Origin of the sequence: Chryseobacterium sp. JV558 (assembly GCF_033712365.1) — a bacterium.
Taxonomy (GTDB): Bacteria; Bacteroidota; Bacteroidia; order Flavobacteriales; family Weeksellaceae; genus Chryseobacterium.
The window spans coordinates 192,773-218,289 of sequence record NZ_WJHU01000004.1; the positions used below are offsets into that span (position 1 = coordinate 192,773).

General features: G+C 36.8%; 20 protein-coding genes. 9 read left to right on the plus strand and 11 right to left on the minus strand.

What is annotated here, in order from left to right; translation table 11 throughout:
• Positions 1-3: 3 nt before the first annotated feature.
• From GFU89_RS15370 to nhaA, 6 genes are all read left to right on the plus strand, one after another.
• The gene (locus GFU89_RS15370; RefSeq protein WP_318847968.1) at positions 4-363 is read left to right on the plus strand and encodes a response regulator; all 360 of its coding nucleotides are present in this window, start codon (positions 4-6) and stop codon (positions 361-363) included.
• A 137-nt stretch (positions 364-500) separates the two neighbouring features.
• Positions 501-2,387 (plus strand): AMP-binding protein, encoded by a 1,887-nt coding sequence (locus GFU89_RS15375; RefSeq protein ID WP_318847969.1) that lies wholly within the window; start codon positions 501-503, stop codon positions 2,385-2,387.
• Between the two features lie 61 nt (positions 2,388-2,448).
• On the plus strand, positions 2,449-4,356 hold the full coding sequence (acs, locus tag GFU89_RS15380) for an acetate--CoA ligase (protein ID WP_318847970.1): 1,908 nt from the start codon (positions 2,449-2,451) through the stop codon (positions 4,354-4,356).
• A gap of 836 nt (positions 4,357-5,192) precedes the next feature.
• Positions 5,193-5,558 carry a hypothetical protein gene (locus GFU89_RS15385; protein WP_318847971.1) on the plus strand — a complete coding sequence of 122 codons (366 nt, stop codon included), beginning with the start codon at positions 5,193-5,195 and terminating at the stop codon, positions 5,556-5,558.
• Between the two features lie 109 nt (positions 5,559-5,667).
• Positions 5,668-7,878 (plus strand): RelA/SpoT family protein, encoded by a 2,211-nt coding sequence (locus GFU89_RS15390; protein WP_318847972.1) that lies wholly within the window; start codon positions 5,668-5,670, stop codon positions 7,876-7,878.
• Between the two features lie 2 nt (positions 7,879-7,880).
• On the plus strand, positions 7,881-9,059 hold the full coding sequence (gene nhaA / locus GFU89_RS15395; protein WP_318847973.1) for a Na+/H+ antiporter NhaA: 1,179 nt from the start codon (positions 7,881-7,883) through the stop codon (positions 9,057-9,059).
• Here the strand turns inward: nhaA and GFU89_RS15400 are convergent.
• Positions 9,056-10,069, minus strand: a complete 1,014-nt coding sequence (locus GFU89_RS15400) for a YihY/virulence factor BrkB family protein (protein WP_318847974.1) — start codon at positions 10,067-10,069, stop codon at positions 9,056-9,058. The genes nhaA and GFU89_RS15400 overlap by 4 nt on opposite strands.
• Before the next feature lie 370 nt (positions 10,070-10,439).
• Here GFU89_RS15400 and GFU89_RS15405 point away from each other — a divergent pair, with 370 nt between their 5' ends.
• The gene (locus tag GFU89_RS15405) at positions 10,440-10,913 is read left to right on the plus strand and encodes a 23S rRNA (pseudouridine(1915)-N(3))-methyltransferase RlmH (RefSeq protein ID WP_318847975.1); all 474 of its coding nucleotides are present in this window, start codon (positions 10,440-10,442) and stop codon (positions 10,911-10,913) included.
• Between the two features lie 79 nt (positions 10,914-10,992).
• Here the strand turns inward: GFU89_RS15405 and GFU89_RS15410 are convergent, their stop codons facing one another.
• The 4 genes from GFU89_RS15410 to GFU89_RS15425 form a co-directional block, all read right to left on the minus strand.
• Positions 10,993-11,445, minus strand: a complete 453-nt coding sequence (locus GFU89_RS15410; RefSeq protein WP_318847976.1) for a tRNA (cytidine(34)-2'-O)-methyltransferase — start codon at positions 11,443-11,445, stop codon at positions 10,993-10,995.
• A 93-nt stretch (positions 11,446-11,538) separates the two neighbouring features.
• A complete protein-coding gene (locus GFU89_RS15415; RefSeq protein ID WP_318847977.1) occupies positions 11,539-12,351 on the minus strand; it encodes a tetratricopeptide repeat protein in 813 nt (270 codons plus the stop codon).
• On the minus strand, positions 12,348-12,914 hold the full coding sequence (locus GFU89_RS15420) for a phosphatase PAP2 family protein (protein WP_184552725.1): 567 nt from the start codon (positions 12,912-12,914) through the stop codon (positions 12,348-12,350). Before GFU89_RS15420 ends, GFU89_RS15415 begins: the two co-directional genes overlap by 4 nt.
• A 4-nt stretch (positions 12,915-12,918) precedes the next feature.
• Complete coding sequence (locus tag GFU89_RS15425) at positions 12,919-13,260, minus strand: twin-arginine translocase TatA/TatE family subunit (protein WP_309434977.1); 342 nt, start codon at positions 13,258-13,260, stop codon at positions 12,919-12,921.
• 385 nt (positions 13,261-13,645) lie between these two features.
• Between GFU89_RS15425 and GFU89_RS15430 the strand changes: the two genes are divergently transcribed.
• On the plus strand, positions 13,646-14,596 hold the full coding sequence (locus GFU89_RS15430; protein ID WP_318847978.1) for a hypothetical protein: 951 nt from the start codon (positions 13,646-13,648) through the stop codon (positions 14,594-14,596).
• Positions 14,597-14,671: 75 nt separating this feature from the next.
• Here GFU89_RS15430 and GFU89_RS15435 read toward each other — a convergent pair whose 3' ends face one another.
• The 5 genes from GFU89_RS15435 to secD form a co-directional block, all read right to left on the minus strand.
• The gene (locus tag GFU89_RS15435) at positions 14,672-15,466 is read right to left on the minus strand and encodes an arylamine N-acetyltransferase family protein (RefSeq protein ID WP_318847979.1); all 795 of its coding nucleotides are present in this window, start codon (positions 15,464-15,466) and stop codon (positions 14,672-14,674) included.
• A gap of 106 nt (positions 15,467-15,572) precedes the next feature.
• Positions 15,573-16,811: a TCR/Tet family MFS transporter gene (locus GFU89_RS15440; protein ID WP_318847980.1), complete on the minus strand. Its 1,239-nt coding sequence runs from the start codon at positions 16,809-16,811 to the stop codon at positions 15,573-15,575.
• Positions 16,812-16,998: 187 nt separating this feature from the next.
• Positions 16,999-18,237, minus strand: coding sequence for a hypothetical protein (locus GFU89_RS15445; protein WP_318847981.1), 1,239 nt, complete (start codon positions 18,235-18,237; stop codon positions 16,999-17,001).
• Positions 18,238-18,347: 110 nt separating this feature from the next.
• Positions 18,348-18,920: a hypothetical protein gene (locus tag GFU89_RS15450; protein ID WP_318847982.1), complete on the minus strand. Its 573-nt coding sequence runs from the start codon at positions 18,918-18,920 to the stop codon at positions 18,348-18,350.
• A 439-nt stretch (positions 18,921-19,359) separates the two neighbouring features.
• Positions 19,360-22,269, minus strand: a complete 2,910-nt coding sequence (gene secD, locus GFU89_RS15455) for a protein translocase subunit SecD (protein ID WP_318847983.1) — start codon at positions 22,267-22,269, stop codon at positions 19,360-19,362.
• A gap of 217 nt (positions 22,270-22,486) precedes the next feature.
• On the opposite strand from secD, the gene GFU89_RS15460 reads away from it, so the two are divergent.
• On the plus strand, positions 22,487-23,851 hold the full coding sequence (locus GFU89_RS15460; protein ID WP_318847984.1) for a PQQ-dependent sugar dehydrogenase: 1,365 nt from the start codon (positions 22,487-22,489) through the stop codon (positions 23,849-23,851).
• Between the two features lie 219 nt (positions 23,852-24,070).
• On the opposite strand, the gene hemN is transcribed toward GFU89_RS15460, so the two are convergent.
• Positions 24,071-25,429: an oxygen-independent coproporphyrinogen III oxidase gene (gene hemN / locus GFU89_RS15465; RefSeq protein ID WP_318847985.1), complete on the minus strand. Its 1,359-nt coding sequence runs from the start codon at positions 25,427-25,429 to the stop codon at positions 24,071-24,073.
• Positions 25,430-25,517: the final 88 nt, after the last annotated feature.

The following is a 25,517-nucleotide window of genomic DNA, read 5'->3' on the forward strand; positions in this document are numbered from 1 at the left end:
TTTATGAGAAAGATAATTATTGCGGATGACGAACACAAAATACTAATGTCGCTGGAATACAGCTTCAAAAAAAATGGTTATGACGTTTATATTGCCCGTGACGGTACGGAAGTCCTCGACTTTTTGAAAACAATGGTCCCGGATGTGATTCTTCTCGACATTATGATGCCGAATCTTGATGGCTACAGCACTTTGGACCTTATCAAACAGGATGAAAAACTGAGAGATACCAAAGTTATCTTTCTGAGTGCCAAAAACAATCCAAGAGATATTGAAAAAGGTCTGGAAATGGGCGCTGATGCTTACATCACAAAACCCTACTCTATCAAAAAACTGATGCAGCAGATTGAAGAAATGTTTTAACGTATAAAATTAACCATTAAGATTCATAAAGACATTAAGAGTATTAAGAGATTGCTTCGCCTCCGGCTCGCAAGTATCCTTGTCAAGCTTTAAAACCTTGATAAGGATAAGCAAAAAACAAACACAAGACTATTGATATGGATACTGATACATTATTTAAACAAAGCATAGAATATAAAGAGGATTTCTGGAAAGAACAGGCTGGAGAAATACAATGGTTTGATTTCCCCAAACAGATTCTTTCAAAAGATGAAAATGATTACCCTCAATGGTTTTCCGACGGAAAGCTCAATATGTGTTACCTATGTATAGACAAGCACATTGATGACGGATTCGGAGATCAGGTTGCAATTATTTATGATTCTCCTGTCACCAGTCAAAAGAAAACCTACACCTTCAATCAGGCGAAAGAGGAAATTTCAAAATTCGCAGGAGGTCTGGTTTCTTTAGGATTAAAAAAAGGAGACACGGCGGTTATTTATATGCCTATGATCCCTCAGACTCTTTTTGCCATGTTGGCATGTGCGAGAATCGGAGTTATTCACAATGTGGTTTTCGGTGGTTTTGCTCCCCATGAACTTGTGGTAAGAATTGACGACTGCAAACCAAAAGTTTTAATCACAGCAACTGCAGGGGTAGAAATTGCTAAAAGAATTCCTTACCTCCCGCTGGTGGAAAAAGCTATTGAGCTGGCACAGGATAAAGTAGACCACATTGTTGTGTACAACAGAAAATTAGTAGATAATCAGGATGAAATGTTCGATGGACTGATTGATTATGAAGAACTGGTTGAAAAATCAGCTCCTACAGAGTGTATTTCTGTGGAATCTACCCATCCACTTTATCTGCTTTACACATCCGGAACTACAGGAAAGCCAAAAGGCATTGTTCGTGACACCGGAGGTTACGCTACTGCTTTAAAGTTCTCCATGACATCTGTTTACGGAGTGGAAGCCGGAGAAACCTATTGGGCTGCTTCAGATTTCGGATGGGCAGTTGGCCATAGTTTTTCGGTGTATGGACCACTCATCAACAGAAATACGACTATTATTTTTGAAGGAAAACCTATCATGACCCCTGATGCAGGAACGTTTTGGAGAATCATTTCAGAATATAAGGTTTCAGTGATGTTTACTGCACCTACCGCTATCAGAGCAATCAAAAAAGAAGATCCGAATGGAGAACTGGTCAAAAAATATGATTTAACCCATTTCAAAAAACAATTTCTGGCGGGCGAAAGATGTGATGTAGCTACCCTGGACTGGTTTGCTGAACATATCGGAGTTCCGGCTATAGACCATTGGTGGCAGACAGAATCCGGATGGCCTATGCTTGGACTGCTGACCCATGATGAAAGTTATCAGATCAAAAGAGCATCCGCAGGAAAACCTGTTCCGGGATATGACATTAAAATCTTTGATGAAAACGGATTGGAACTCGATCCTCACCATGAAGGTTATCTGGTGATTAAACTTCCTCTTCCCCCCGGTGCCATGCTTGGAATATGGAAAGACTACAAACGTTTTGAAAACAGCTATCTGTCTCAGTACAAAGGGTATTATTTTTCTGGAGACGGAGCTATTCGGGATGAAGATGGCTATATTTTCATCACAGGAAGAGTTGATGATGTGATCAACGTTGCGGGACACAGACTTTCAACTTCTGAAATGGAGGAAATTGTTTCTTCACATCCTGATGTCGCGGAATGTGCTGTGGTAGGTATTGATGATGATTTAAAAGGACAGGTTCCTTTTGCTACAGTGGTTTTAAAGAACGGCTCAACCATTTCTGAAGAAGCTATTGAAAAAGATATCATTCAGATGGTCCGCAACAAAATTGGCGCGGTAGCTTTTCTGAAAAACGCTATGGTTGTCAAACGTTTACCTAAAACACGATCGGGAAAGATTTTAAGAAAACTGATCCGAACTTTACTTGACGGAAAAGATTTTCAGATTCCTTCAACGATTGATGATGAAAAAATCATTGATGAGATTCAGGAAAAAATCAAGGAATACAGGGCCTAAGCCAGAAATTAAACATAAATTTAAAATAAAATAAATTCAAATTTCAAAAAACGAAAGGGATATGAGAAATTACTTAATAGAAGATTTACCACAGTATTTTGAAGATTATAAAAAGTCTATCAAAAATCCTAAAAAATTCTGGGATAAGGTAGCTGATCAAAATTTCGTGTGGTACCAACGATGGAGCAAGGTTGTTAAGTACGATATGAATGAAGCTAAAATTACCTGGTTCAAAAACGCTAAACTCAATATTACCAAAAACTGTATAGACAGGCATCTTGCCATAAGAGGAGATAAAACAGCCATTATCTGGGAACCTAACGATCCAAAGGAAGAAGCACAGCATATTTCTTATCAGGAACTGTATACCCGTGTGAATAAAACAGCCAATGTTTTACACGATATGGGTATTAAAAAAGGAGACAGAGTCTGTATTTATCTTCCTATGATTCCTGAATTGGCTATTACAATGCTTGCCTGTGCAAAGCTGGGAGCAGTACACTCTGTAATCTTTGCAGGATTCTCAGCTTCCGCAGTAGCTTCGAGGGTAAATGACTGTGAAGCAAAAATGGTGATCACATCAGATGGAAGCTACAGAGGAAATAAAGTTCTTGACCTGAAAAGTATTGTTGATGATGCTTTGGAAAAAACACCAACGGTTGAAAACGTTCTTGTCGTTAAGAGAACCCACAACGAAATTAAAATGAAAGAAGGAAGAGATCACTGGATGGCCGATCTGTATGAGAAAGCTTCTGCTGATTTCGTTACGGTAATTATGGATTCTGAAGATCCGCTTTTCATTTTATATACTTCCGGATCTACAGGAAAACCAAAAGGAATGCTTCATACCTGTGCCGGTTATATGGTATATACCGCTTATACATTCAAAAATGTATTTAATTATAAGGAAAATGATATCTATTGGTGTACTGCAGATATCGGGTGGATCACAGGACATTCTTACATTCTTTACGGACCTTTATTAAATGGGGCTACCACCGTAATTTTTGAAGGTGTACCTACCTATCCTGAACCGGACCGTTTCTGGGAAGTGATTGAAAAACATAAGATCACTCAGTTCTACACCGCTCCTACAGCCATCCGTTCTTTAGCAAAAGAAAGTGCTGAGTGGGTAGATAAGCATGATCTTAGCTCTCTGAAAGTCATTGGTTCCGTAGGTGAACCTATCAACGATGAGGCGTGGCATTGGTTCAACGATCATGTTGGAAAGAAAAAATGTCCAATCGTAGATACATGGTGGCAGACGGAAACAGGAGGAATTATGATTTCGCCACTTCCTTTTGTAACGCCAACTAAGCCTACTTATGCCACTCTTCCATTGCCGGGTGTACAACCTGTTTTGATGGATGATAAACGAAATGAAATTACAGGAAATCAGGTAACCGGAAATCTTTGCATCCGTTTTCCATGGCCGGGAATCGCAAGAACGATCTGGGGAGACCATCAACGATATAAGGAAACCTATTTTACCGCTTTCCCGGGGAAATATTTCACCGGAGATGGTGCACTAAGGGATGAAGTTGGTTATTACAGAATTACCGGACGTGTAGATGATGTGATCATCGTTTCCGGACACAATCTGGGAACAGCTCCTATTGAAGACAGCATCAACCAGCACCCTGCCGTTGCGGAATCTGCTATTGTAGGTTATCCGCACGACATCAAAGGAAATGCCTTATATGGCTATGTAACCCTTAAAGAAACAGGAGAAGGCCGTGATAAAGAAAATCTTAAAAAAGAAATCAACCAGCTGATCTCAGATCAGATCGGGCCTATTGCCAAGCTGGATAAGATACAGTTTGTTTCCGGACTTCCGAAAACGCGTTCAGGAAAGATTATGCGTAGAATCCTTAGAAAAATTGCAGAGGGTGACTTCAGTAATTTTGGAGATATCAGCACGCTTTTAAATCCCGAAATTGTAGAGGAAATCAAAAACGAAAGAATTTAATTATATTCAATTTTTTAACCAATGAAAGCCCTGAAAGTTATTTTCGGGGCTTTTTTTATTTATTGATGAAATAATATAACTAGAATTAAACCAAAGCATCTCACTCACGAACATAATACAATAAAACCTTTATTCCTCCAATGTTTGTAATTTCAGTTGAAGAAAATAATTTCTTCTATATAATACATAACCTAATAATGTAATTTTGATTATTTTTATATCATAAACAAAAATTTGATTTATTCAGGAATATTTGATCAATTAAACTTAATAAAAAACACAATGAAAATGCTAAAGAAACAGAATGTAGAATACAAAATAATAATGAAGGATATTATTAGGGCAATTACATATTTGTTGAAGTTTTGTGGAATTTTGATAATAATTGATATTCTTAGTAGCATAACATCCCATGAAGGAAAGTCATTGAATATCATATTTGATATTATTTTTGGTTTTCTATTTTGGATATTATTTATTTTTTCGGGTAAACTTAAAAAATAATATTCTTAGTACATATCCCCTATTGGCACAAACACATTGCTAGTACCATGAATAATAAACAATTTCTCTAATAATGACTTTCATTTTGGCTTAAGAAAATAATCTTCACTGTCCTTCCCAAATCTTACTAAAGTAGAAGTTTGGAAGCTTTTGTTCTACAAACTCAAATATTATTCAATTGTTAAAATTAAACACCTGTTCAATAATTATTCATAGATATTATCATTTTCTATTGAAAACAGAATATTAATTAACAAATTATATTGCCTTAAACACAATGATAATCAGAAAATTATTACTAACTTTAGTCATAACTTTAAAACCAATTAACTATGTCACATATATTAGCTGGACTATTTGATCATCACAGCGACTACAAAAAACTGGAAAGTGATCTGGAAAATTCAGGATTTGAAAACTCAGATTACATTGTATACCTTAATAATGGTTCTAATAATTCCCAATATCTGGCAAGTGTTACCGTGAATGATATCAATCAGATTGATATTGCCCGGAATGCATTTATTCAGAATGCAGCTTTGAAATCATATTTGTTTGAAAATATGAATATCAATGAAACCAATTATGACACTATTAAAAAGTATATTGATGCAAGAAACAGAGCTGAAATACAGAACAGCCCTGATATAAAAATTAAAACGTCAAGCGACGGTATGAATTCTGAAGTGAAATTCTAATCGGCTTAAAACCTAATAACCAAAGATCCGTAGTGTATTCTGCGGATCTTTTATGTTTGAAAAAACTAAAAAATTTCGTATTTTCGTCTTATTATAGGTATGCGCACAAATGAGTTACGATTTAGAACAAGAGAATAAAGAGATCCTTGCCAGATATAAGGACTTGATTTCTAACACATACAGAACGTTGGATGAGGAAAATAACAAACTCATCCGAAAAGCATTCGATATCGCTTTGGATGCTCATAAGGATCAAAGGAGAAAATCTGGGGAACCTTACATCTACCACCCTATTGCTGTTGCTAAAATTGTAGCGACAGAGATTGGTCTGGGAGCTACTTCTATTGCCTGTGCGCTTTTGCATGATGTGATTGAAGACTCCGATTATACTTATGAGGATCTGAAAAAAATCTTTGGAGAAAAAATTGCCAGTATCGTGAATGGTCTGACGAAGATTTCCATCATGAACCACCAGAATATCTCTGTACAGTCTGAAAACTACAGAAAACTGCTATTGACTTTATCTGAGGATTTCAGGGTTATTCTGATCAAAATTGCAGACCGTCTTCACAATATGCGGACTCTGGAAAGTATGGCCCCGGATAAGCAGAAAAAAATCGCTTCAGAAACGGTTTATATCTATGCTCCAATGGCCCACCGTCTTGGATTGTACAACATCAAATCTGAGCTGGAAGATCTTTCCTTAAAATATAACAGCCCCGAAGTATATAACGAGATCACGGAAAAATTGGAACTTGCCAAAGAAAACCGTGAACGATATATTAACGAGTTTACCAAAGAAGTATCTGCAAGACTTGGTGAAGAGGGCTTAAACTTTAAAATTAAAGGCCGTGCAAAGGCCATCTCTTCCATTTACAGAAAGATGCTGAAACAGGGAGTTTCTTTTGAGGAAGTTTTTGATAACTATGCCATCAGGATTATTTATAAATCAGATGCAAAAAATGAAAAGTTTTTAGCCTGGAAAATTTACTCCATCGTTACAGATGTATACCACAGTAACCCGTCAAGAATGCGTGACTGGATTACGCAACCCCGTTCTACAGGATACGAAAGTTTACACTTAACGGTTTTAGGACCGGACAAAAAATGGATTGAAGTACAGATCCGTTCGGAAAGAATGGATGAAATTGCTGAAAAAGGAGTTGCTGCCCACTATAAATACAAAGAAGGTTACAAACAGAGTTCTGATGACAGAAACTTTGAAAAATGGGTAACTGAAATCCGCGAAGTACTGGAACAGCAGCAGAATCTTTCTACTTCGGAGCTTTTGGATAATATTAAGCTTAATTTATACTCCAAAGAGGTATTTGTATTTACCCCGAAAGGAGAAATTAAAATTTTGCCAACCAATGCTACTGCCCTGGATTTTGCCTTCTCAGTCCATTCCGACTTGGGGATGAAATGTCTGGGTGCCAAAATCAATGGAAAATTGGTTCCCATTTCTTATACCCTTCAAAACGGAGATCAGGTAGATATCCTTTCTTCACAGAATCAGAAACCAAAATCTGACTGGCTGGAATTCGTAGTAACATCGAAAGCCAAATCAAAGATCAAAAGTTATCTGAACTCTCAGAAAAACCAACTGGTAGAGGAAGGAAAAGAAATCCTGCAAAGAAAACTTCGTCATGCGAAAATCAATTTCAATGATGAGGAAATTAATAAACTTCAAAAGTTCTTTAATTTAAAATCTTCTCAAGAATTGTTTCTTAAATTCCAAAGCAACGAACTGGATGTCAGCAGTTTGAGAAAATATCTTGAAAGTAAAAACGTATTTAACAACTTGCTTTCAAGATTCAGAAAATCTCCGCCAAAAAATCAGCATTTCGAGGAACCAAAAGAGGAAAACCTTGACATGATTATCTTTGGGAAAGATGAGGAAAAACTAAACTACAGCTATGCAAAATGCTGTACCGTGATTCCGGGAGATAAAATTTTCGGATTCATCACTATTTCAGACGGAATTAAAGTTCACAGTGATAGCTGCCCGAATGCCATCAACCTGAGAGCACAATATGACTACCGTGTCATTCCTGCCAAATGGGTGAATGCCGAAAGCTTCAAAAACAGAGTGAAAATTGAAATTGAAGGACTTGACAGAATGGGTATGATCAATGATATCACCACTGTCATCAGCGGAAGTATGGGAATGGATATGAAGAGTCTCTCCATTGAATCCAACAATGGTGTTTTCACTGGAAATATTATTCTCGAAGTCAAAAATAAAGGTCAGCTGGAGGAAACCTTCAAAAAACTTAAGAATATTAATGGTGTTTCAAGAGTGAGACGACTACAATCATAAACATGAATTTATCTCTTTATTTTAAAAAATTTTTCAACAACAGCCAGTCTTCAGGAATTATTCTTATTTTCTGTGTACTTGTTTCATTACTTATTGCCAATTCATCTGCTGCGGAGAACTTCCAGCATTTTTTAGACAAAGAAGTGGGTACCCATCTTTTTGGATTGGAATATCCTGTCAGCATCTGGATCAATGACGGATTGATGGCAGTATTCTTCCTTCTGGTAGGTCTTGAAATAAAACGGGAACTTGTAGAAGGAGAACTTTCATCCTTTAAAAATGCTTCACTGCCTATTTTTGCAGCGGTGGGCGGAATGCTTATTCCAGCAGGAATCTACAGTATTTTCAATACCGGAACAGAATACAGCAATGGCTGGGGAATTCCTATGGCTACAGATATCGCTTTTTCACTGGCTATTATCTCCATGCTGGGTAAAAAGATCCCCAACTCTATCAAGATATTTTTAGCGGCATTGGCTATTGTAGACGATCTGGGAGCTATTCTTGTGATTGCAATTTTCTATACCGAGCAGATTCACTGGACTTATCTTCTACTCTCTTTTGGGGTGACTGCCTTATTATTTATTTTAAATTTCTTAAAGGTAACCAAAACTATATTTTATATTATTCCAGGACTATTTTTATGGTATTTCCTTCATCACTCCGGAATTCATGCCACAATAGCGGGTGTTTTACTCGCATTTTCAATCCCTACCAACGCTTCGAATGTAGAAATATCACCATTGGAAAAACTGGAGCATCAGCTTCACATTCCGGTAAGCTTTCTGATCATGCCTATATTCGCTTTAACGAATACCAACATCACTTTTTCCAGTGAAATGGTTGCCGGTGTTACAAGTACATTAGGTTTAGGAATTATTTGCGGTCTGGTATTGGGTAAACTGATCGGTATCAATCTGTTTTCGCTCATTGCGATCAAATTAAAGCTGAGTTCCCTGCCTCAAAACAGCAACTGGCTTCAGATGATTGGTGTAGGTTTATTGGCCGGAATTGGATTTACCATGTCCATTTTCATTGCACTGCTATCCTTTAAAGGAGAAATTCCTATTCAGGATGAAGCTAAATTTGCTATTTTGATTGCTTCTTTTATAGCTGCCATTGCAGGGTTTACCATATTAAGTGTAAGTTCAAAAGAAAATCCCGAACTGGAAGAGAATTAATCTTTCTTCCGGTTTTCCAGCTTTCTCTTATGCTCTTCATCACCATCAAAGTCAGGTTCTGTAATCTGGGTATGATAGTGTATGGTTTCTCTCTGGATTTCATCAGACAGCAGCTTTTCTATTCTGAGCTTTCTGATAGCCATATTCAGTTCATTTCCGAATAAAAGCAGATATACATTCACATTCACCCAAACCATCAGCAGAATCATACTTCCAATGGATCCGTAAAGGACGTTGTACCTCGCAATATCCTTTACATAAATAGCAAAAATATAAGTAGTAACAACAAATAGTATTGTGGTTAAAATAGCACCGGGAACTGCCTGACGGAATCTTGTAATTTTAACAGTCCCCAGCCAGTAAAATAAAGTCAGAAGGATAAAATAAAAAAGCGGAAAAGAAACGAATCCAATAATACTGGAAAGGTTATCTACAAGCCAGGTAATATCATAAGCTGGTGTAAAAAGCTTCATCACGACCTCCACATAATACACGCCGAAAAGTGCTAAAAAAACAATGGTAATAAAGCCTATTGTGATAAAGAATGAAAGAATAAACTCTTTTACATCACTCAGCTTTTCATCCGTATTTTCATTAAAGCCATTGATCAGAGAAAATGTACCATTCGTAGCAAAAACAAGTGCCAGAACAATGGTCAGATTACTGATCCCTCTCATATTTGGAATAATATTGTTTTCTATATATCCTCTGACATCTCCTTCCATATTAGAAGGGAAAACATTATGCATCAGTACATCAAAAATATAGAACTGAAGCTTGTCATAATGCGGCATGTAAGGTAAAACAGAAAGCAAAAACAGAAGAAACGGGAATAAACTGATGGTAAAGCTCCAGGAAATAGCAGCGGCTTTCCTCCCTATTTTTCCTTTGAAAATCCCGGAAATATAGATCTGAAACATCTGCCAAAGCGATATTCCCAAAACAGGAATATGGATGCTGTCAAAAAACTCTTGAATCTTCAAAATAAATCTGGGAACCTTTACACTCATCGATCTGTTTGTCTTTATACAAATGTAGGGGAATTAAATTAAATAGGGAAAAGATAAAGGGTGATAGGTGGTAGGAATTAGGTAGCAGGGATTAGGGAAAATACTCTGTGAAATAGTAATGAAGGTTGGTAGAAGTCAATAGTGAATTTTGCTTTGCAAGTGAATGGTGAATTTTTTGAAGGAGATACAAGATAATAATAACCGAAATAGAACTAGCAACTAGCAACTAGCAACTAGCAACTAGCAACTAGCAACTAGCAACTAGCAACTAGCAACTAGCAACTAGCAAAAAAACTACCATCAACATTCAACCCAAAACTTTGAACTTTCCTTCCTGAAGCCGTATCTTTGCCCTCTGAAACTTCTTACAATGCGAATCAGTTTACTTTGTATCGGTAAAACAGACGATAAGGAAATTATGTCTTTAATCAATTATTATCTCAACCGTTTACCCAAACACTGGAATTTTGAAATCACTGAAATCCCGGATGTTAAAAATGCTAAAAACCTATCTCCTGATCTTCTTAAAAAAGAAGAAGCTAAATTGTTTTTAAATCATATTGATAAAAACGATCTGGTAGTGATTCTTGATGAAAAAGGAAAACAGTTTACCAGCCGTGAATTTGCACAGAAAATTGATACCTGGATGAATTCTTCTGTAAAAAAAGTACATATTCTGATTGGAGGTGCTTATGGCTTTTCTGAAGAGATCTACAGCAGAGCAAATGAGAAAATGTCATTATCCAAAATGACCTTTACCCACCAGATGATCCGCCTTTTTATTGTGGAACAGCTCTACCGTGCTGATCAGATTTTGCAGGGCAAGCCTTATCATAACGATTAAAACCCTTCTTAATTCAGAAGGGTCTTTGATTTATCCAGCTTTAAATCTTATTATTTGATTAAAAATATAAGATCAACTTTTATTTCAGATTGATCTGTCTTTTCGCCTCACCCACTACAAAAGCAACGGAATTGGCAATATTAAAGCTTCTGATCAGTTTTGACATAGGAATGGTCAGATGATTTTCAAAACGGTCCAGAACCTCTTTACTCAGTCCTACACTCTCTTTTCCGAAAACCAGCCAATCTCCATCCTGAAAATCGGTTTCCAGATATGATTTTTCAGCATGTGAACTCATTAAAAAAACACGGGACTTATCAGGGATCTGCTGTATCCACTCTTCAATATCTGCATATTCAGAAACATCGAGATGTACCCAATAATCCAATCCGGAACGCTTCAGGTTTTTATCATTAATTACAAATCCAAATGGGTGAACCAGGTGTAATCTGCTTTCGGTTCCTACACATAATCTTCCGATATTTCCTGTGTTATTCGGTATTTCGGGTTCTACTAGAACAATATTCAACATCTCTCTTTCTCTTTATTCGTTTTTTAAACTGCTAAACCTGATTGTGGTATTTTAGTTTGAATTTATTTTAATGACTGGGATTGGAATCTCAATTTATTTTTTGCCGCATTTAGCATAGGAATCTGTCAGCACCGCTTTTTCATAGCCCAAAGCAACTGCTTTATCCAGATTTGCGCAGGCTTCTTTAAGTTTGGAAGTATCCATCAGAATCATGGCTTTGCTCACATAGGATTGTGCGAATTTCGGATCTATCGAAATGGCTTTATTAGCATCGGTAAGTGCTTCTTTATATTTTTTCATTTTAAAATACACATCAGCACGGCCGTTGTAAAGCAATGATTCCGGTTTCTCAGAAAGAAGGGTATTGTAATCTTTTAAAGCACCGTCCAGGTCACCATTATTTTTTTTCAGATTGGCGAGTCCTGTTTTTGCAAAAATATTATCGGGTGCAAAAGTCAGAATCTGATTAAGGTCTTTGATAGCAAGATCTTTTTTCCCTTGGCTGTCATAGATTTTGGAACGGGTAAGATATAAATCCGGAGTCTCAGCATTCACTTTCAATCCTTTTTCTATATATTCCAGTGCTTTTACCTTATTTCCTTTCTGACTGTAAAGCGATGAAAGGTTGACATAAACGGAAACCGACATAGGATTTGCTTTTAAGGCAGAATCATAGGATTTAAAAGCCTGAGTGGTCTTCCCCAGCCTTCGCTGAGCCGTCCCGAGATAATCATAATATTCCGACTGAAATTTTTGAATCTGTTCTTTCTCTGCCAGTTTTAAGTATTGCTCTTCGGCACACTTATAATCAGCTTTATTAAAACAGTCTTCAGCCAGTTTTTTATCCTGAGCATAAAAATTAAGGGAGAAACAAAGGGAAGTTACTAATAATAAAGTTTTTTTCATGAGGTTATAGTTTGTTTATTGATCACTTTTTTGGCGAGTGCACCAAATATCACTCCCAACAAAGATCCAACAAACGCCCCCACCAAAATATCAATTGGGAAATGCACTCCTAAATAAATTCGGCTGTACGAAACAACCAGAGCCCATGCAAATATAGCATAAGGAAACCATTTAATCTTCTTTTTCAGTAAAATACCTAAATACGTTGCCAAAAAGAAGGTATTGGAAGCGTGGGCAGAATAAAACCCAAACTGTCCTCCACATTTTACAATTCTCATATGATGCTCCAAAGTTGGGTCATGACATGGTCTTAACCTCGCTACTCCGTATTTGAAAATATTGGCCAGCTGATCGGAAACTACCGCTCCAAGTCCTATAAATATGAGAATAAAAACTAAAGTTCTTAGTTGATAATTTTTGTATAAAAAATAAAGAAATATAATATAAAGAGGCACCCAGATCCAGGTACTTGAAATAAGCATCCAAAATTGGTCAAAAGATGAATCGCCCAAATTGTTAAGGTAAAGAAATACCTTCTTATCTTCCTGAATGATTTCCTCCATTGTATTATCTGCTTACAGGTCCCTCATGAGTCTCATCATCTGCGGGCTTCAGTTTCGGAGGTTCATTAGAAGCAAGAGTTCCAGGCTCCGTTAAAATATCTTTTTCGATATCTTTCATCGGATTAAAATCTTTGGCAGCATCTTTTACCTTTTCAATCTCACGCTTTATTTCAGAAACAGGATTATCTGTTTCCTTCATGATTTCAGTTTTGATATCTTCTACTGCTCCACGCATTTTTCTAACGCCTGCACCTAAGTCACGCGCAATCTGAGGCAGTTTATCCGGACCGAATAATACAACGATTGCAATGGCAATGAGTGCCATTTCTCCAATGCTTAATTCCATCCTGTAAAATTACAAAAGATTATTGCATTTATAGATGGTAAACTAAAAATTTAAACAAATTTTAAGATTTTGTAAAATAAGAGTGGAAGTTCAGTGTTGTTGGTAGTTATGAGTTGCAAGTTTTTAGTTATGAGTTGTGAGCTTTTGTTTCTGATTTTATTTAGGTTATTATTATGTATCTCCTTCAAAAAATTCACCATTCACTTGCAAAGCAAGATTCACTATTGACTTGAATCAACCTCCATTATTATTTCACAGAATATTTTCCCTAATCCCTGCCACCTACTACCTATCACCTACGAATTAACAAATACTTAATTCAAAACAATGAGAATTACACAACAATTCAGTATATTTATAATGCACAACCAAACAAATATCCATTATGAAAAAACTAGTGACTACTTTTAAAGTTTTCGCCCTCTTATCGGTATTGGCACTCAATAGCTGCCAAAATGAAAACAACGAAATCAATCAACAGGAAATAGTTCAGGCAAAAACTACCGTCGCAGACCTGAAAAAAGAGATCACTCCTCTTTCCTCTCAAATTGTTCCTGAAGCGGTACAGCTTCAACTCAATGAATCCGGAAAAAATCTTGAAACGTACCTGAACAATGATCTGCAGATTGCAGAAGTAAAAGTATTGGGTAAAATTTCAACCCAAAAAAGCATTGACATTTCCAAAAGCCTGATCACCGACAAAGATCAGTTTATCGCATCCGGTAACATCATGGATCCTTCTTCTGTAAAGATTGGAAAAATTGGAGATTTGTATACCGGAGATGATCTGACAACAGCTCAACAGGGATTGAAAGAGGCTGTCACTGAAGAAGTAAAATCCGGTACAAATGTTATGGAAATAACATGGAACAGTAAAAACGGAAAGTTTACTACATTGTGTTTTTACAAAGATTCAGGGATTATCTGGGACAATATTTTCGGAGGTCTTATCATGATGGATCCGCGTGGAAGTACGGAAGCTTCCAACAATAATCAGGCTGCAAAAGTAGTTTCTACCTGGTATAAACAATGGTGGACAGCAAGCTGGCTATGGGGCTCCAAGAGAGGTGAAGCCGGATATCAGATTACAATTTATTATTCAGGTTCTACCGTTTCCAATGCAGATGTAAGCGATTGGGGATATATCAGTTTAGGAAAAGCGAAAAGCGAGAGTAAGATTACGAAAAAAACAGGAGCTTACGGACAATGTCGTTATGCACTGGGACTTTGTACTCCTACAGGTTCTTTAAGCTTTAATACCAGCAATTTCTCTGTATCATTCTCAGGATTGGGCAGCAATATTGTAAGTAACGGGACGAAATCCCTTTATCCATAATTTTCATAAAAATCAGATTTCAAAAAACGGGGAGCTTGCTGAGCTTCCCGTTTGTATTGTAAAAGAATATCAATTTCAAATTTTTGCTTTCAATGCTTCTATTGCATTTTCTTTCAGTCCGAAAGTATTTTTCAGCATAGCAAACAATTCTTCATTATTATGAATCAAAACAGATTCTTTTTCACCTTTTTCATGTCTTATATTTAATGTATTTTCAGTGAAAGTATATCGGGCTTCTGCATCTACTTTGGAGAGTACCAGATTTTTTTTGAAGTTGGATTCAGGATGTGTAGATAAGTACCAGTTAGAAATTTCAAGGTCTCCGTGTTCTACCCGTTCTAATGCAAAACGATAAATCGGCAGCCATTTTTCTTTCCAGATCCACAGGAAATACACTCCTTCTTTTTGTGAAATCTTAAAGAGTCCGTTCGGGGTCTGCTGGGGTTCTTCGTTATTCAACAATAAAGGTGTAGTAAGTGTAGTTGTTCCAAAGCCACAATCTACAAGATATTTCTGGCCTTCTACATCAGCAATCAACATCAAATGACTTCTGGCAGCACTGCTGTCTTCTTCTCTTCGCCATACTACCCTTCCCAATTGTAATTCAACATGAAATCCCAAACTGGAAAGAACTTCTTTTAAAAGTAAATTTTGTTCATAGCAATATCCGCCTCTTGATTCTGTAACCAGTTTTTTAAAAATATCTTCCAGATCCAGAGAAGGAACTGTTCCTGTGTAAGAGTCAATATTCTCAAAAGGAATATGTTTAGGATGAAGCTGGTGTATTGCTTTCAATACCTCCATACTCATTTCCGGAGTTCCGGAGAAATGAATCCGTTCGAAATATTTTTCCAGGTCTAATGTATTCATAATTTATTTTGTGTTTAAAAAAGCAGAAAAACTGCTCCTGTAAAATTATTGAATAGATTGAATCCGGAGCGGCAAATATGTTCGGAATAGAACAAATCTATTGATTCTAAAACTCCTTTTCTATTTTTACTTTTTGTTTTTTCTGAAATGCAGAATAAGTAATCACAACGCTGATTGCCATTAAAATAAATGCTAAAAAGAATGGAGCACCAGAAAACTTGAATGGCGCTTCATCATGCGTGAAAAAGTAAAACAGGTTCGTCATCATCGGAGGCCCGATTATAGAAGTTGCACTCATTAAACTCGTCAACGCTCCCTGAAGTTCACCCTGCTCATTGGAAGGAACACTTTTTGTGATGACGGACTGTAATGCCGGTCCACAGATTCCCCCTAAACAGTAAGGAACTAAAAATACAAACATCATCCATCCTTCAGAGGCAAAAGCAAACAGCAGCATTCCTACTGCATAGAAAGCCAGTCCGTAATAAATACTTTTCTGCTCTCCAAGCCTCGGGGTAGTCCATCTGATAAGCCCACCTTGTACAAGACCAACCAATAAACCAACAACTCCTAATGAAATCCCCACCATTCTTTCTGTCCAGTTGAATTTATACATCGTAAAGAAGCTCCAGTTGCTCTGTACAGCATGACCTGCAATATAAATCAATATTAAGGAAAGAATAAGTCCTGAAATTTCAGGGTGCTTACCTAAAAATTTAAATGAACCAATTGGGTTTGCACGTTTCCAGTCAAATTCTCTTCTTTTATCTTTATCCAAACTTTCAGGAAGGATGAAATATCCATACAGGAAATTAAGCAGACACAAGCCCGCAGCAGCATAGAAAGGAACTCTGGCTCCATAATGTCCAAGTACTCCTCCCAGAACCGGACCTATAATAAATCCGAGCCCAAAAGCAGCGCCTATCAGTCCAAAATTCTTGGCTCTGTCTTCATCAGTGGAAATATCTGCTATGTAGGCACTGGCCGTAGTGACACTTGCGCCAGTTATTCCGGCAATAATTCTTCCGAGAAACAGCCACCAGATTGTGGGTGCCAGAGCAAGGAAAATATAATCCACGGCAAATCCGAAAAGAGAGATCAGAATCACAGGTCTGCGCCCATATTTATCACTCAGGTTTCCAACAAGTGGAGAGAATATAAATTGGGTAAATGCATAGGCAAATCCAAGCCAGCCACCATATTTTGCGGCTTCACTAATATCTGCATGAATAAGTTCCTCAATTAATTTAGGAACAACAGGAATAATGATTCCCCACCCTGTAATATCAATCAGTAAAGTAATAAATATAAAGCCTATAGCTGCTTTTTTCTTTGAATTTTCCATGATGGTGCAAAATTAATCAAATCTTAAAAATAATGGTTCTAAATTTCCATGTATTAAAGAAGTATAACATGAATAATTTACTTTTAGCATCTACAGTGAATAAAAATCAGATAATAAGCAAGAAAAAAGCCTGTTACAAATTTTTCTTTTGAAACAGGCTTGTATAATCAATTAGAAATCAATCTATTTAATTGGAATTCAACTTTGTACATATCATTCTGTTTGTAATAATACATTTGATCAGACAGTTTTGCTTTACTGTTACTTTTACCACATTGGTGTATTGATAACCCGTGGTATTTCCGCTGAGTACAGACCTCACGCCCCGGCGATAATAAGTAGTCTGTGTAACTGGTGGGGCATCATACGTAACAGATGTTGCATTGGTAATATTCACAAATGTTATATTATCTGCTGAACTTTGCCATTGATATTCTGCTGAACCACTTACCTGTGCTGCTGCAGTTTGATTAAATGCAGCAGGATCATTGCTGATATCCATACACACCGTCTGGTCTGCCGATATAGTTCCAGGATCATTTACAGAGTTGACAAAAAGTCTTCCAACAGTAGAAATTGCCTGGAAAGAACAGGTATGGAAACTGGAATTGGCAACTACCCGATATTGATTATTATTAAATCCTACAGGAACATTGCTAATAGTAAGGGTGGATGATGTAACATTACTGTAGTTGGTACCATTTGTCAGATTAGTCCACGTACTTCCGTTAAGAACCTGCCATTGATAAGTAATAGTATCCGGAGTTTCATCTGTAGGAGTATTATTGATCACAGCAGTCATAGTTGTTGATCCACCTGCAGCCACTGTTTTATCCGAAGGCTGAGACAGATACGTCATGGGAGCCAGATAGTATTCTGAGAGAATATTATACACTCTCATCTGGCTGAATGAGAAACCAACCCCTATAGCTTCTCCAAAATCCAGCCTTACTTCATCCCATGCTGCTGTGGGAATTACTTTAATAATCCTGCGCCCCTGATTATCACCAAAATCAAAGAAGAAATGTCCATTGATACCTGTACGGTACACTTCCTGCCCGTTGTTATAGAAAACAAAATTTCCCCCATTAAAACTGGGATTAAAATTGAACCCATCTGAAGCAAAGTCAATATACACAGGTTTATTAGCCTGAAAATCGGCTCCATTGGTTCCTACTCCCACATACATACTGCAAAAAAGGCCAGCGCCTGTCCCCGGTTTCAATGAAGCGAATGAATTGACGTCCGTATCAGTCATATTACCCGGATTAGCAGCTTCTTTTCCCAATCTGAAACAAAGAAAACCACCATCACTTGAACTTGAGGTATTGGTATCCAATAGTCTTCCACATCCGCCATTGGGGAGTGTAACCATTTCTTGAGAGGTCATTTTACCTGATATAAAAAGACCTATTGCTATAAGCATATATCGGAATATTGAATTTATTTTCATCATCATCAATTTTTTAAATTAATTGTACACGAGATACTCATCCCTGAAAAAGGATGATCATAATGACTGTATGCTTCTTAAAATTATTTGATTACAAATACAATATTTACGAAAGAGCAGGCAGTAGCCGATCCTATCACATCATAGCGAAGTATACCATTGGCATCAATGCTTACATTGCTTAACACCGCACTGTCAAAATCAGTCACATAATAGTACAGATCTGATGCGTTTACAAAAAAGGGAATTGCACCCGGAGCTCCTGTACTTGAAACTTTTGGAGTAGAAAACTGCGTTTTATAAAGCTGGAATAAATCTTTTGTTCTTCCTGTTCCTAAAGTAGAAGTATCAATACTGATGGAAGGCATATAGAAGAATTTAACAACATTCCCACTTATCGGGATCCAGTTTGGACTAGCGGGTGTTCCGATGTTCTGGGTTAACGCCTGCCTTTTGAGATCATAAACCAGTAAACCATTAGCTGGAGCAGCTATTGTTGTGAGATCGGAAATTCTGGGGATCAATACACCTTTATTGGTGCCTGTAACATCTAATGCAGAACTTTTATCAGGATTTGGAGTGCTAATTCCAACCTGCGCGTAGAGGAAGCTGGCAGCACATAATGCCACAGCAATGAATAATTTTTCGACTTTCATTTTTGTTTTGTTTTAAGTAAATATAAAATAATAAACTACATAAAACTCTTATTTTTTAATAATTTTTAAATAAAATAACAATTTCAAAACAAAGTCATAAAAATCCTTTATTATTCAGCAATTACACACAATAATTTTATCTCTAAAATTTGAGTTATTAAACATAATTCTACTTTAAGATAATTTTAAAAAATAAAGTTTACTAAAAAATAAATAATAAAATCAAACTGAAAACAACTAATAAACAATTACCAGTAACGGATAAATAAAATAATTAATAATTACATGAAAATTTAATGTTACTAAAGGGAAAATATCAACATCCCTGAAAACATCTGTTATCTGCTCTTAAATTGATTATCAACTCATAAAGTGGCAGAGGATATAAAAAAAGACCGTTTCTTTCGAAACGGTCTTTACTAATTTATTGTAGTGAGTATTACTTTGAAGCAAGTTCTTCTTTTGTAGAAGTCGTTTTTCCGTGTACCTCTTCTTCTTTTCCTGTTTTAAGGAAGTCATAAGCAATTGCAGATGCAATAAAGATGGATGAATACGTACCGAATCCAATACCAATTAACATCGCAAACATGAATCCTCTCAAGTTATCACCACCGAAAATAAAGATCGCAAGGATAACCAGAATCGTAGTAAATGAAGTGTTGAATGTTCTACCCAATGTGCTTGAGATAGAGTCATCAAACAGACCCGCTAATGTTAAAGATTTTTTCTCTCTCAGGTATTCTCTAATTCTGTCAAAGATAATTACCGTATCATTGATTGAGTATCCTAATACTGTAAGAATCGCAGCAACGAAATCCTGATTGATCTCCATGTTGAACGGCATAAACTTGTGAAGCAATGAATAAGCTCCCAAAATGATAACCGCATCGTGGAATAACGCTGCAACAGCACCAAGAGAGAACTGCCATTTTCTAAATCTTACCAAGATATAGATGAAAATACCTGCTAATGCTGCAACTACAGCAAGAATACCGTGAGTCTTGATATCGTCTGCAACAGTAGGTCCTACTTTCTCAGAAGAAATGATTCCTGAGTGATCTTTATCTGCAGATTTGAAATCTTTTAACGTCATGTTTGCAGGTAAGCTGGATTTTAATCCTTCATACAATTTCTGCTCAACAGTCTGGTCAGCTTTCAAAGATTCATCTTCAATAAGGTAATCTGTAGAGATTTTCAACTGCTTATCGTTACCGAAAGTTTTGGCTTCTACAGAAGAGTTTTTACCATCCTCAGTTTGGAATACTTTTACCAAATTAGATTCAACATCTTCAGCATTTACAGCCTTATCAAATCTTACCACATAGTTTCTACCTCCTGTAAAGTCGATACCATATTTGAATCCGTGGATTGCAATAGATGCGACACAAACAATAGTTAAAATACCTGAAACGATGTAAGCATATTTTCTTTTTCCAATAAAATCGATCCAAGTGTTTCTGAAAAGATTTTTTGTAGCACCTGTCCAAACAGAAAGGTGTTTTCCTTTATTCAATCTAGAGAAGATCATTACTCTTGAAATCAATACCGAAGTAAAGAATGTCATCAGGATACCGATTCCTAATGTTAATGCAAAACCTTTGATTGGCCCTGTTCCGAAAAGGAATAGTACACCTGCCGTCAATAATGTCGTTAAGTGACCATCAACAATTGCATTTAATGCATGTTTGAAACCGTCTTTGTATGCTTCAAGAATACTCTTTCCTGCGAAAAGTTCTTCTTTAGTTCTTTCATAGATAATTACGTTCGTATCTACCGCCATGGCCATTGTAAGTACAATACCTGCTATACCAGGAAGCGTAAGGGTAGCATCTACGGAATCCATAATTCCGAAAATGTAGAATAAGTTGATAATCATTGCAATTACTGCATAAACACCAGCTCCACCGTAGTAGAAAATGATATAAGCAATAATTAATAAGAATGCGATACCGAATGACATCACCCCAGCATCAATAGACTCTTGTCCTAATGAAGGACCTACAACAGTAGCCTGAACTACTTTTGCACCTGCTGGTAATTTACCTGCACCTAAAACGTCTACCAATTCTTTAGCTTCCTCCTGAGAGAAGTTACCAGAGATCTGTGTTCTACCGTTAGGAATTGCATTTACAACGTTTGGAGCTGTATAAACTCTACCGTCAAGCGTTACAGCAACCGGCTTACCAACGTTTTTCTCTGTTAATGTTTTCCAATCTTTTGCTCCTTTGGAATCCATCTGCATATCTACTACTACTCTGCTCAGCTCATCATAGCTGATGCTTGCAGTTTCAACAGCACCGTCTACCGGAGCTTTTTGGTTGATGTTACCTCTGATTGCATACAATACTAAGCTTTCAGCATCTGTAGCTTCAGGTTTGTAACCCCACATGAACTGTGTATATTTAATGTTAGCCGGACGTAAAGACTGACCTACTTTACTGTTTAAAATTTTATTTACAACAGCTGTATCAGATAATTTTACGTTAGCAACACCATTAGTTCTTAATTTGTCAAGCTGTAAAAGGTTCATGAAGTTCACATTCTTTGCTACTCCCATAGAATCTCCTTTTGCAGCAACCATAGTTGTCAAAGTCTGGAAATAAGGCGCAATTTCAGGAACCTGCTGTACTTCCCAGAACTGAAGTTTTGCAGAAGTCTGAAGCATTTTCTTCACTTTATCGATGTCCTTCATACCAGGCATTTCTACAGAAATTCTAGCGGTTCCAGGTACTCTCTGAACGTTTGGCTGCACAGCACCCATTTTATCAATTCTCGTTCTGATTACCTCGAAAGCTGTTCCTACAGATGCATCAATTTTTCTTTTAACAATGCTTTTCACCTGCTCATCAGCAGTGTTGTACTTCACCTCAGTAAGTGTTGTATTTCCGAAAATTTCCGGATCTGCCAACTTAAGGTTTGTTCCTTTAGCTCTGTTAACTGCATCGAATTGCTCGAAGAAATTATCAATGTAAGCTTTTGTAGAATTCTTCTGTGCTTCATCAGTTTTGTTTAAAGCCTCGATAAGAACAGGATTTGTAGAATAATTTGTTAAATCATTCACAAGATCTCTTTGGTTGATCTCCAAAAGAACGTTGATCCCTCCTTTCAAGTCAAGACCAAGTTTCATTTCCTTGTCTTTGGCTTTAGTGTAATAAAGTTTTGTGAATCCTAGATTCAAAGTATCCTTAGAAAGTCTAGCAATTTCTTTCTGATACTTTTCCGGATTGTCTCCTGCAATAGCAGTTGCCTGCTTTTCAATTTTGCTGGCGTACCATGTTGGTAATAGCTCGTTTAAGCAAATCAACCCTAGTACAATAGCGACAATTGTAATAAGTCCTTTTCCTTGCATTTTGTTATAACTACGTTAAATTAAGTCGGCAAATATAATGATTTTCTTGTATTTTATGAATTTTTAACAACAGAAATGGTTTATTTTCAGATATATTGGTATTCTGAGTTCTATTTAAGATTTAACAATTTTTTCATGGTATCATAATGAAGTCTTCAAAATTCGATTGGTACAAAATTTTCATTCACTTAATCAACACACTAAATATCAAAATATTATGAGAAAACTACTTTTTACCATAAGTATATTTTCTTCCTTAATCGCTAATTCTCAAAGCATTAATTTGGAAGAATTTGTGACGGGACTTACCAGTCCGGTGGAGATTACAAACGCCAATGACAGCCGGCTTTTTGTTGTTCAACAGAACGGAATTATTAAAATTATTCAACCCAACGGGACAATTAATACCACTAATTTTCTGAATATCGGTTCAAAAATTATTTTTGGTGGTGAAAGAGGTCTGCTGGGACTTGCTTTTCACCCGCAATACTCTACTAACGGGTATTTTTTTGTTTATTATAACAACCCAGCCGGTAATATCATCGTTGCAAGATACAGTGTAAGTTCAACTGATTCTAACGTGGCTGATCCCGCTTCTGAAAAAATCCTGCTGAACATCCCCAAACCATTCGATAATCACAATGGAGGAAGCATTCATTTTGCCCCAGACGGAAAACTCTGGATCATTACCGGAGACGGAGGAAGCGGCGGAGATCCGAATAATAATGCCCAAAATAAAAACGTATTGCTGGGAAAAATGCTGAGGATAGATGTGGATGCTACCGGCCCCTATAATATTCCGCCGGATAATCCTTTTGCAGGAGCTGTGGATGGTGCGGATGAGATATGGGCTTACGGCCTTAGAAATGCATGGAAATTTTCCTTTGACCTAACTACAGGAAATGCGATGATTGCAGATGTAGGCCAGGGAGCCATAGAAGAAATCAACAAAATGCCTATTACTCAGGCTGGCTTAAACTATGGCTGGCGCTGCTATGAAGGAAATAATGCCTACAATACTGCAGGATGTGCAGCTCAATCTACAATGACCTTCCCTGTTGCCGTATACAATCATTCAGGTGGAAAATGTTCTATTACGGGCGGTTATGTTTACAGAGGAACCCAATATCCGTCACTTCAGGGAAAATATTTTTTTGCAGACTACTGTTCTACCCAGATTGGAATTCTGGATAGCAATAATGCCATCACATGGACGACTCCTTATTCGGGAAATAACTTTTCTACTTTCGGAGAGGATTATCAGAAAGAACTGTATGTAGCCGCTGTAAACAGTGGAAAGATTTTTAAGATATCCACAGGAACTTTAGGAATAAAGGAGAATACTTTAGGAACCGTAAAAATTTATCCTAATCCTGCTTCAAAAGAGATTTTCATTGATGGCGTTACTGATAAAAAAGCAACGTTGGAAATTATCAGTGCGGAAGGAAGAAAAGTATTGGAAGCAGATCAGATTATGAGTGGCAAGGGTATTAATATTTCAGGAATACCCGCTGGAGTTTATTATATCAACCTGAAATCCGGCGAATTGAAATCTTACAGTCAAAAATTGATTATCAAATAATAACTACTTGTTATAAACGCAAACGAAACGCTAAGATTTTTAAATTCTATGAAAAAGGGTCGCAAAGGCGTTTCACTAAGCAGAAAAAGCTTGCTAAACACAGTGGCCTTGCGAACAAAAAAGATAGATCAGTATTATAAAATCTTTGAACATATCGCTTAATGATAAGATCAATTTTAAAGCAATAAAAAAGCGGTTCAGATCTGAACCGCTTTTGATTTATATTGTCATTGAGAAAATCCTTGTTTCAGGCTTATTTCTCATCATTCTCAGGTCAAAAACCATGGCTACATTTCTTGTGAAAGCTCGTCCTGCTTCTGTAATTTTAACTTCAGTTCCATTAATCTCTACCAGTCCGTCATTTTCCATTTCTTTCAACATTTGCAAAGCGTTTTCAAGCTCAGGGAAAGAATTGTTGATATCAAACGTTGTTTCAAGCTGACACATCAGATTCAGAATATGTCTTCTTACCGTCAGATCTTCTTCACTCAGAACATGTCCTTTTACAACAGGAATCTCACCTTCTTCAACCATTTTCTGATATTCTTCAACCGTTTTTACATTCTGGGCAAAAGCATACCATGAATCTGAAATGGCAGACATACCAAGCCCTACCATCAGTTGGGTTTTGCTTGAAGTATACCCCATGAAGTTTCTGTGAAGTTTTTTATGAATCAAAGACTGATACAGATCATCATGTTCAAGAGAGAAATGATCCATCCCCACTTCAATATATCCTAAATCCTGAAGCAGTCTTTTACCATCTTCATACAAACGGCGTTTTTCTTCTCCGCTTGGAAGGTCATTTTCATCAAAACCTCTCTGCCCAACTCCCTTCACCCATGGAACGTGTGCATAAGAGTAAAATGCAAGTCTGTCCGGCTTCAGCTCCATAGTTTTTCTGATTGTGTGTTCCATCGCCTCCCAATTCTGGTGTGGCAGTCCGAAAACAAGATCATGGCTGATTCCTCTGTAACCAATTTCCTTCGCCCATTCTGTAACGTTTTTTACGTTTTCAAAGGGCTGGATTCTGTTGATTGCTTTCTGAACTTTAGGATCATAATCCTGAACTCCAAAGCTTACTCTTCTGAAACCAAGGTCGTATAAAGTCTGAAGATGTTCTTTCGTTGTATTATTAGGATGTCCTTCAAAAGAAAATTCCGGATGCTCCGCAATGTCTACTGTTGAAAAAATTCCCTCTAATAATGTTTTTAAATTCTCAGGCGAGAAAAACGTAGGAGTTCCTCCACCTAAGTGTAATTCTTTCAGTTTAGGTTTTTCGTTGAAAAGGTCAAGATAAAGTTTCCACTCTTTCAAAACACTTTCCAGATAAGGTACTTCAACGCTGTGCTGTTTGGTAATACGTTTATGACATGCACAGAACGTACACAAAGCCTCACAGAAAGGTAAATGGATATAAATAGAAATCCCCTCCTCTGCATTACTCTCATGAAAAGACCTGATTACTGTTTCTTTCCATTTTTCCGGTGAAAATGTTGATTCATCCCAATATGGAACGGTAGGATAAGAAGTGTAACGCGGTCCGGGAATATTATACTTATCTATTAAAGAGTTCATTTTGAAAATTAAGATTTTATAAGGGTATGAAATTTAACATAATCAAAATTCCATCTTACAAAATTAACCATTAGTTATGAATTTTAAC

Excerpts from the sequence above, each read along its gene's own strand:
- GFU89_RS15370 (WP_318847968.1), top strand. The coding sequence starts at position 4 with ATGAGAAAGATAATTATTGCGGATGACGAACACAAAATACTAATGTCG.
- GFU89_RS15375 (WP_318847969.1), top strand. The coding sequence starts at position 501 with ATGGATACTGATACATTATTTAAACAAAGCATAGAATATAAAGAGGAT.
- acs (WP_318847970.1), top strand. The coding sequence starts at position 2,449 with ATGAGAAATTACTTAATAGAAGATTTACCACAGTATTTTGAAGATTAT.
- GFU89_RS15385 (WP_318847971.1), top strand. The coding sequence starts at position 5,193 with ATGTCACATATATTAGCTGGACTATTTGATCATCACAGCGACTACAAA.
- GFU89_RS15390 (WP_318847972.1), top strand. The coding sequence starts at position 5,668 with ATGAGTTACGATTTAGAACAAGAGAATAAAGAGATCCTTGCCAGATAT.
- nhaA (WP_318847973.1), top strand. The coding sequence starts at position 7,881 with ATGAATTTATCTCTTTATTTTAAAAAATTTTTCAACAACAGCCAGTCT.
- GFU89_RS15400 (WP_318847974.1), bottom strand. The coding sequence starts at position 10,069 with ATGAGTGTAAAGGTTCCCAGATTTATTTTGAAGATTCAAGAGTTTTTT.
- GFU89_RS15405 (WP_318847975.1), top strand. The coding sequence starts at position 10,440 with ATGCGAATCAGTTTACTTTGTATCGGTAAAACAGACGATAAGGAAATT.
- GFU89_RS15410 (WP_318847976.1), bottom strand. The coding sequence starts at position 11,445 with ATGTTGAATATTGTTCTAGTAGAACCCGAAATACCGAATAACACAGGA.
- GFU89_RS15415 (WP_318847977.1), bottom strand. The coding sequence starts at position 12,351 with ATGAAAAAAACTTTATTATTAGTAACTTCCCTTTGTTTCTCCCTTAAT.
- GFU89_RS15420 (WP_184552725.1), bottom strand. The coding sequence starts at position 12,914 with ATGGAGGAAATCATTCAGGAAGATAAGAAGGTATTTCTTTACCTTAAC.
- GFU89_RS15425 (WP_309434977.1), bottom strand. The coding sequence starts at position 13,260 with ATGGAATTAAGCATTGGAGAAATGGCACTCATTGCCATTGCAATCGTT.
- GFU89_RS15430 (WP_318847978.1), top strand. The coding sequence starts at position 13,646 with ATGAAAAAACTAGTGACTACTTTTAAAGTTTTCGCCCTCTTATCGGTA.
- GFU89_RS15435 (WP_318847979.1), bottom strand. The coding sequence starts at position 15,466 with ATGAATACATTAGACCTGGAAAAATATTTCGAACGGATTCATTTCTCC.
- GFU89_RS15440 (WP_318847980.1), bottom strand. The coding sequence starts at position 16,811 with ATGGAAAATTCAAAGAAAAAAGCAGCTATAGGCTTTATATTTATTACT.
- GFU89_RS15445 (WP_318847981.1), bottom strand. The coding sequence starts at position 18,237 with ATGCTTATAGCAATAGGTCTTTTTATATCAGGTAAAATGACCTCTCAA.
- GFU89_RS15450 (WP_318847982.1), bottom strand. The coding sequence starts at position 18,920 with ATGAAAGTCGAAAAATTATTCATTGCTGTGGCATTATGTGCTGCCAGC.
- secD (WP_318847983.1), bottom strand. The coding sequence starts at position 22,269 with ATGCAAGGAAAAGGACTTATTACAATTGTCGCTATTGTACTAGGGTTG.
- GFU89_RS15460 (WP_318847984.1), top strand. The coding sequence starts at position 22,487 with ATGAGAAAACTACTTTTTACCATAAGTATATTTTCTTCCTTAATCGCT.
- hemN (WP_318847985.1), bottom strand. The coding sequence starts at position 25,429 with ATGAACTCTTTAATAGATAAGTATAATATTCCCGGACCGCGTTACACT.